The organism is Mesorhizobium sp. M1E.F.Ca.ET.041.01.1.1 (assembly GCF_003997355.1).
Classification (GTDB): Bacteria; Pseudomonadota; Alphaproteobacteria; order Rhizobiales; family Rhizobiaceae; genus Mesorhizobium.
Genome location: NZ_RZSL01000278.1, coordinates 1 through 8,009 on the forward strand (window position 1 = coordinate 1; position 8,009 = coordinate 8,009).

Here is an 8,009-nt window from a genome sequence, read left to right on the forward strand (position 1 = left end):
GCGAGGGCTGCGCCCCCAGCCGCAAGGCGAGATTGTCGGCGCGGGACTCGCCTTCGGCGCCCGCCGGCAGCGATGCCGGGATCGCCGGCTGCGGCGGCCGCAACGCGCCGAGCAGCCTGACTGTCTCGACCGGGTCGGCGGTCTCCAGCGTCAGCGTCGGGGTGTCGTCCAGGATCGGCAGGTCGCGGTTGGTGCAGAGCGCCATCACGTCGAGGCGCCTGAGCGGCCGGTTGGCTGGGCTCCCCGTGGGCCGCGAGACCGCGAGGAACACATCGTCTCCCGTATAGGAGGTGCGGGTCAGGCCGTCGCGCCGCTCGTCTTCGGTGGCCCGGCGCGGGCGCCGCTCTGTCGAATAGACCCAGCCGCTGCCGCGGTTCTGCCCCAGGCTGAAAAGCTCGGGAATTTCGGCCTCGCTGCCTTCCGCGTCGGCGTCTTCCACCCGGGTGACGCGAAAAATCTCGAAATCCCTCGCCCGCGTCCGGTCGGCATGCACCACCTGCCGCGTCCTGCGCGGATCGATCTCGATGACGTTGCATTCGCGCTCGAAGAGATTGGTGAGCGGCGTCACGAAGAGCTCGAAATCGGCCGGCGTCACGTCGGCGAGCTCGGGCACCGGGCGTCGGAACAGGAAGATGATCTCCAGTCCCGCCTCGCATTTGCGCACCACGGGCTGCAGGCCTGAGACCCGCACATAGTGGAAGCGTTCGGGGATCATGAAATATTCGCGCAGCAGCCGGTATCCCTCGAAGGTCGGGCGGGTGCGGGGCATCAACGCCTCGTCGTCGCGGATGCCGACCATCTCGGGCTCGGCGAGCGCCGACAGCGGATTGGTCTTGCCTTCCGCTCGCGCGCCGACAGCCGAGCAGGCGCCGAAGATCGCGTCGAAGATGAGAGGCGCCTTGGCGCGCCCGGCGAAATAGAGATCGAGGCGATCAAGTGCGAGTTCGTTGAGCGTGCCCTTTCCCGTCCGGGCAAGCGCAATGCGCAGTGCAGCTTCGCCGCGCACGCCGCCGATGGGGCCGATGCCCGCCGCCGCCAGCCCGCTGCGGTCCTGGAAATAGCTGACCGAGGTGATCGCGATCGGCCACAGCGTGACCTCCTGCGCGGTGGTGAAAGTGCAGCGTGTCGACAGCCCGGGATGCAGGCTGGAGACCAGCCGCGTGCCGCGCCCGACCGAGTGGCCGGCGATCATCGACTGCACCTGCTGGCCCGGCTTCAGCACCGCCATCGCCGTTGCCGGCGCCGGCGTGACCAGATCCGGATAGAGCACGTCGAGCACGGCGCGCGAAAAGCGCGAGCGCTCGGCGTCCACCTTCAGCCGCGTGCGCGCGGCTAGGAACGCCACGCCGTCAAGCAGCCGTTCGACGTAAGGGTCGGGGCAGGGCACCGTGTCGAGGGAAAGGTTGCGGGCAATCGAGGGATGCATGTCGGCGAATTCCGCGGCCAGCGCGCGGATATGGGTCAGTTCCTCTTCGTAGTATTCCACGAAGACCCGATCCATTTCAGGTCTCCCTAAATTCGGTTCGCGCCAGGCCGTTGTCGAGATTGATCGTGGTGCGCAGCCGCATGCGTTCCGGCGTCGGCGTCATGATAAGCACGGCGTCGATCTCGATCTTCAGCCCGACGCTCTTGTCGCCGAGGGTGACATTGACCGTCGTTGCGCTTTCCTTGAGACGCGGCTCGAAGGTGGCAAGCACCGCGCGGATCTCGCGCGCCAAAGTATCGCGGTCGAAGTCCCTCGACGAGCGGCCGGAGAAGGACGGCACGCCATAGTTGACCACGCTGCGCCGCACCTCCGGAAAATCGGCGAGCGACGGCAGTTCGTCCAATGGCTGTTCGTGCTCGGCATCGGAAAGCATCGGAACGGATTCGAAACGTTCGGTGTTGAACAAGGCCTCGATGTCGCGCCGGACGGCTTCCCTGAGCACCCGCGCCGACACCACCACGCCGCGGCTTTCGATCTCGGCGCGGTGCTCGGACTGGAAGACCAGACGGTGCAGGCGCCGCTTCTGGTCCGGCGTCAGTTCCGCATCGGCATCGACGGCGCGCGCGCTGCCGGCAAGAAGAGCCTCGACGCGCTCGGCGCCGATCTCTTCCTGCAACTGTCGGCGCAGCCCCTCTATCTCCGAGGTCAGGCCGGGCAGATCGTTGATGAGGCGGTCCCAGAGAGAGGGCTGGACCGCCTCGCGCTTTGCCCGCGAGCTGCCGGCCAGATGCGCCTTGTTCGCGCCGGGCCGCCTGGCCTCACTTGCCGACATAGACATCCATTTCGATCTCGTCGTCCTTGTCGTAGACGAACTTGATCTTCTTGTAGGCGAAGCTGACGTCTTCCTCGATCAGGTCGGCCTCATCCTCCGCCTGCCGCATGTCGTATTCCATGATCGAGGCATCGGTGAGCGTCACGACCAGATAGTCGCTGGTCTCGCCGTCGATCGTGCGGCGGGCCGAAAACACCACTTCGTCGAGCGCCTTGTTTTCGAACAGCGCCTTCTTCAGGTACGGCGACGACTTGTCGTAATGCTTGGTGAATTTGATCATCCCCATCGACACACGGCCGCGCCGCGAGAGCGAATTCGGGTCGTACGGAGCTACCATCTTGTAGTCGACGCCGTGGACTTCGATCTCATCTTCATGGCCGTCACGCTTGCTGGGGCCCTTGATATCCGGAACTTTCAAAAAACCATCGATCTTCACTGGCATTGTCTTTCTCCACCGCTTTCAAACGAAACAAGATGACTTTGCTGCATTTCAGCCCTTCACTGACGGCAGTTCCGACACCAGCCGGAGCGAGGCATTGATGCCTTCCAGCTGGTAGTGCGGACGCAGATAGAAACGGGCATTGTAGTAACCGGGCCGGCCTTCGACGCTGTCGACTTGAACCTCGGCCGCGGCCAGCGGGCGCTTGGCGCGCGCCTTGTCGTCGGCGAAGGCAGGGTTGGCCAGCACGTACCGGTTGATCCATTCGGTCAACCAGATCTGCATATCGGTGCGTTCCTTGAACGAGCCGATCTTGTCGCGCGCAATCGCCTTGAGGTAGTGCGCGAAACGGGACACCGGGAAAAGATAGGGCAGGTTGGCTGACAGCCGCTCGTTCGACTGCGCGTCGGGATCGACCAGACGGCCGGCGCGGGTTTCGTCGTCCTGCAGCGAATGCGCGCCGATGAAGGCGGCAAGGTCGGTGTTCTTCCGGTGGAGGATCGGCATCAGGCCGAGCTTGGCCAGTTCCGCCTCGCGCCGGTCGTCGATGGCGACCTCGGTCGGGCATTTCATCGCGATCGATCCGTCGTCGGTCGGGAAGGCGTGCACCGGCAGGTTGAGCACCGTGCCGCCGTTCTCGACGCCGCGGATCTGCGTGCCCCAGCCAAAGAGCTTGTGGCTGCGGTTGATGTTGACGCCCATCGGGAAGGCGGCGTTCATCCAGACATATTTGTTGTGGTCGCCACCCACTTCCTCCTCGAACGTGAACCCCTTCACTGGAACGGTCTCGGTGCCGTAGGGCAGACGTGCCAGCACGCGCGGCATGGTGAGCCCGATATAGCGGGCGTCCTCGCTCTCGCGCAGCGACTGCCACGAGGCGTAGGCCGGGTTGTTCACGATCATCTGCAGGTCCTGCGGGTTCGGCAGTTCCTGCCAGCTGTCCATGCGGAACAGGCGCGGCGAAGCAGCGGCGATGAAGGGCGTGTGCGCGGAGGCGCAGATGCCCGAAATGTTGCGCAGCAGGCCGACGTCGCGCGGATGGTTCGAGAATTCGTAGGCGCCGATGATGCAGCCGATCGGCTCGCCGCCCAGCATCGAATACTCGTCCGTGTAGACCTTCTTGAAGATCGGACTTTGATCCCACATCTGGCCTTCATAGTCTTCGAGCGTGTCGGCCAGTTGCTCCTTGGAGATGTTCATCACCCGGATCTTGAGCTTGGTATCCGTCTCGGTGTTGTTGACGAGATACCAGAGGCCGCGCCAGGTGCCCTCCATCTCCCGCACTTCCGGCGCGTGCAGGATCTCGTTGACCTGCGTCGTCAGCATCTTGTCGATGCCGGCGATCAGCGACTTGATCGACTTGATCGCGTTGGACGAGATCGTCGTGGTCTCGGAGCGCGACTGCGCGGCCAAAGCCAGGTTGCGCACCAGTTGCTGCAGCTTTTCACTGTCGTCTTTCTTGACCTTGAAATCCTTTTCAAGGAGTCCGCTGAATTCGCCTAGGTCTATCGCTTCCGCCTCGGCGGTGGCGGCTGCGGTCTTTTGCTGTTCAGCCATGACTTACTCCTCGCCCTTGCCGTCGGATATCGCCTGGTCGGCGATCTTGCTCAGCAGCGGCTCGTTGTTCAGAAGCTGCGCGATGCGTTTCTCGGCATCGACGCGGCCGTCCATGAAGCCGAGCAGTTCCTCGAGCTGGCGGCGCATCTTGAGGATCTCGGCCAGTTGCGGGACCTGTTCGGCGATCTTGTCGGGCGCGAAATCGCCGATCTTCGAGAAGGTGAGATCGACCGCGAGCTCCTCGTCGCGTTCGGCTCCCTCGGCTTGCGGCAGCGTGTTCTTCACCCGCGCCTTCACGCGCGGCCCCATGGCTTCCATGAATTTGGGGAAGCGGTTGGCGTCGGTTTCGACGAGCTTGCGGTCCAGGACCGACTTCACCGCATCCTTGGTCTGTGAGGCGCCGGAAAGATCGGCCATCACGGCCATGACGAACGGCAGTTCGATCGTCGTCGGGCTGCCGTAGGTTTCGACGTCGTAGGCGATCTGCACGCGCGGCGCGCGGTTTCTTTCGATGACCTTCGCTTTGCTTTCTGCTGGCATGCTTGTTACCTTTCATCCTTCTGGGCCGGCTTCTTGGGATCGGGAACACCGGCAAGCAGCCGGAATTCCTTCAGCCCCGACGGGGCGAGATCTTCCATCAGTTCCACGAAATCCATGTGCACCATGCGGCGCACGCGGCGGGCGAGATGCGGTATCGGGCTCGACGGCTCCGTGCGGTCATAGAAGGCGACGACGAGGTCGAGGCATTTGACGACGTCGTCGCGCGAGGTGATCCGGTCGGGCAGCCCGGCGCCGGGTTCCGCATAGCTTGCCGCACTTGCCATCGCTTCGGCTCCCATCGCTTCGGCCCCCATCCCTTGGGCTCCGTGACCGTTTCCGGCCGGTGCTGCCGGTCCCGTCGGCTGCGCGGAGGGCTTTGCGGCCCCATTCGCAGCAGTGCCGACGGCCGAATTCCGCTCCAGCGTCGTCAGCAAACGCTGCAGGAACCGTTTCAATTCCGGGACAGTGGGGCCGTTGCCTTCGATACGCTTGTTGAGGGCGGTGTCGACTTCGTCGAGCGCGGCGATCGCCGCCCGGGCGTCGGCGAACAGCGAGGTCATCGCGTCGCCGGCCTGATCGATCTGTGCCGCGCAGCCGCTGCGCACCCGGTTCAGGAGTTGGCTGTGAGCCGTCGCCAGCGCCGCCTTTTCGGAAGCGCCCAGCCCGGAAGCCGCTTCCTGCAGCATGACGCGCTCGTCGAGCGCGCCCTGCTCCAGATCGCGTCCGCTGATGGGCCCGACCTGACGCGGCGAGAAGAAGATCGTCTCGCGAAGGTTCGCCAGCAGGCCTCCCTGGCTGTTCTGAAGATCAAGCAATGCATTGATGCGGCGCAGGGCGGCGTCGCGCGGCGCCGCGTTCGGCCGCAATGCCGGATGCATCGTCTCCCAATACTGGTCGAAGGTGCTGGCAATCAGCTTCAGGCCCTGGGCGAGACCGGCCAGTCCCTCTTCGTTGGCGAGAGCGCGCGCGACGATGACCAAAAGGCGCAGATCCCGGCCGCGGGAGCGAAGCTCTTCCGCCTTGTCGAGGACAGCGGCCCAGTCGACCGGCGTTGATTGCGAAGTCGGCTTGTTGATGCCGTCATGGACAACTTTGAGTAGCGGCTCGGTGAGGCGCTCCAGCTCGTGGAAGGCCGGGTCGTTGCGCAAATCCTCACCCGACGGATTCTCACCGTTCAGAGGATTCAGCCAGAGTGCGAGATTAATCACACTAACCCCCAGCCAGCGGCCCTGAGACCCTATGTGACGTAACGTTATCACTGGCCTCGCGCCACGACAATTGAGCAGCTGCTCAAAAACTAACGGATGCTAAACGCGACCGTTTTCTTCGGCGAAACCCATTGCGCGATTGCCGGGCCCGGTATGTGAAATGGCTCGCATAGCCCGGACGGCGATCCGGTGTTTGTTGCACGTGTATGCAAGACTTTTGTAACAGGGCGGTGCCGCCCGCACATATCCACGCGCCTTGCCCGTCACATGGCTTTGTCAAGTAGCCGCTTATATGGCAGGGTACGGTCGGCAGATTTCGGGAGCAGGTTCAATGGAACAGCGCCGGTCATCGCAGAGCTTCAAGCGTAAGGAACTGGTCGCAAAGCTCAACGCCACGGGGGTGCGCGCCTTCAAGGCCGCGGCCGACACGGCCAAGTTGCGCGGCAATCCCTATGTCGAGCTCGTCCATTTCATTCAGCAACTGGTGCTGTCGGAGCGCTCGGACGTGCAGATGATCCTTGCCGATGCCGGCGTGGATGCCAGTCGTCTGTCAGCGGACATGACCCGCGCCATCGACAAGCTGCCCTATGGCGCCACCTCGGTGGAGGAATTCTCCGACCACATCTTCCACGCCATCCAGGAAGGCTGGAACCTGGCAACGCTGGAATTCGGCGTCGAAGAGGTGCGCAGCGCCCATATCCTGCTTGCCTGTCTGAAGACGCCGGTGCTGGAAGGCCTGGTGTCGAAGATCAGCGCCGAGTTCGACAAGATCGACGCCGATGGTGTCGTTTCCCGCTTCGCCGATGTCACCGAAGGCTCGCTCGAAGCCGGCTCAGCTCCCGCCGCAGCCGCCGCCGAAACGCCGATGAAGCGCGGTCCGGGCGGGGATTCGGCTCTGGCCAAATACGCCACCGACCTCACCCAGCGCGCCCGCGACGGCAAGATCGATCCGGTCGTCGGCCGCGATCCGGAGATCCGCCAGATCGTCGATATCCTGATGCGACGCCGGCAAAACAATCCGATCCTGACCGGCGAGGCCGGCGTCGGCAAGACGGCGGTGGTCGAAGGTTTTGCGCTGCGCATTGCGCAGGGCGATGTGCCGCCGACGCTGCAGAACGTCAGCGTGCGCATGCTCGATGTCGGGCTGATGCAGGCGGGCGCCAGCGTCAAGGGCGAGTTCGAGAAGCGGCTGAAGGCGGTCATCGACGAGGTCCAGGCGTCCGAGACGCCGATCATCCTGTTCATCGACGAGGCGCATACGCTGATCGGCGCCGGCGGCGCGGCGGGCACCGGCGACGCGGCCAATCTCCTGAAGCCGGCGCTGGCGCGCGGCGAGCTGCGCACCATCGCGGCCACGACCTGGGCCGAATACAAGCAGCATATCGAGAAGGATCCGGCGCTGACGCGTCGCTTCCAGGTGGTCAAGATCGAGGAGCCTTCGGAAGCGGTGGCTGTGCTGATGCTGCGCGGTGTCGCCGGCGTGTTGGAGCAGCATCACAAGGTGCAGATCCTGGACGAGGCGATCGAGGCGGCGGTTGCGCTCTCTCACCGCTACATCCCGGCGCGGCAACTGCCGGACAAGGCGGTCAGCCTGCTCGACACCGCCTGTGCCCGCGTCGCCATTTCGCAGCATGCGACGCCGGCCGAGGTCGAGGATATTCTGCGCCGCCGCCAGGCGCTGGAGGTCGAGCGCGGTATCATCGGCCGTGAGGCGGCGATCGGCATCGAGGTCGCCGACCGGCAGGCCCGCGTCGACGTTGGGCTGGCGGAAACCGAGACCACGCTTGCCGCCGCTCAGGCGCGCTGGGACCGGGAAAAAGCTCTGGTGGCCGAGATTCTCGACCTGCGCGCCAAATTGCGCGGCGAGGGCGTGCCGCTCGACGACGCCGCGACTGCTGCGGAAACGGAGAGCGCCGACGCGGCAGCAAAGGCGCCTGAGCAAAAGGCCCCCGAGAGCCAGATTGGCGAGAGCAAGGCTGCCGAGAGCAAGCCACAGAAAGCCAAGGC

7 protein-coding genes are annotated in these 8,009 nt (G+C 64.6%); 1 reads left to right on the forward strand and 6 read right to left on the reverse strand.

The features are described 5' to 3' along the window. The 6 genes from tssF to tssA form a co-directional block, all read right to left on the reverse strand. Window positions 1–1,501, reverse strand: a 1,501-nt coding sequence (gene tssF, locus EOA38_RS21255) for a type VI secretion system baseplate subunit TssF (RefSeq protein ID WP_127300156.1), incomplete at its 3' end; no start/stop codon positions are given. 1 nt (window position 1,502) lies between these two features. After that, on the reverse strand, window positions 1,503–2,258 hold the full coding sequence (gene tssE, locus EOA38_RS21260) for a type VI secretion system baseplate subunit TssE (RefSeq protein WP_127300158.1): 756 nt from the start codon (window positions 2,256–2,258) through the stop codon (window positions 1,503–1,505). Beyond that, a complete protein-coding gene (locus tag EOA38_RS21265; protein ID WP_126095506.1) occupies window positions 2,245–2,700 on the reverse strand; it encodes an Hcp family type VI secretion system effector in 456 nt (151 codons plus the stop codon). The genes tssE and EOA38_RS21265 overlap by 14 nt, the downstream gene beginning before the upstream one ends. Window positions 2,701–2,748: 48 nt before the next feature. Further along, on the reverse strand, window positions 2,749–4,254 hold the full coding sequence (gene tssC, locus EOA38_RS21270; protein WP_126095505.1) for a type VI secretion system contractile sheath large subunit: 1,506 nt from the start codon (window positions 4,252–4,254) through the stop codon (window positions 2,749–2,751). A 3-nt stretch (window positions 4,255–4,257) separates the two neighbouring features. Then, window positions 4,258–4,794, reverse strand: a complete 537-nt coding sequence (tssB, locus tag EOA38_RS21275; RefSeq protein ID WP_126095504.1) for a type VI secretion system contractile sheath small subunit — start codon at window positions 4,792–4,794, stop codon at window positions 4,258–4,260. 5 nt (window positions 4,795–4,799) lie between these two features. Further along, entirely contained in the window at window positions 4,800–6,002 is a 1,203-nt protein-coding gene (gene tssA, locus EOA38_RS21280; RefSeq protein WP_127300157.1) for a type VI secretion system protein TssA, read from the reverse strand. Between the two features lie 331 nt (window positions 6,003–6,333). Between tssA and EOA38_RS21285 the strand changes: the two genes are divergently transcribed. After that, window positions 6,334–8,009, forward strand: a 1,676-nt coding sequence (locus EOA38_RS21285; RefSeq protein WP_245480887.1) for an AAA family ATPase, incomplete at its 3' end; no start/stop codon positions are given.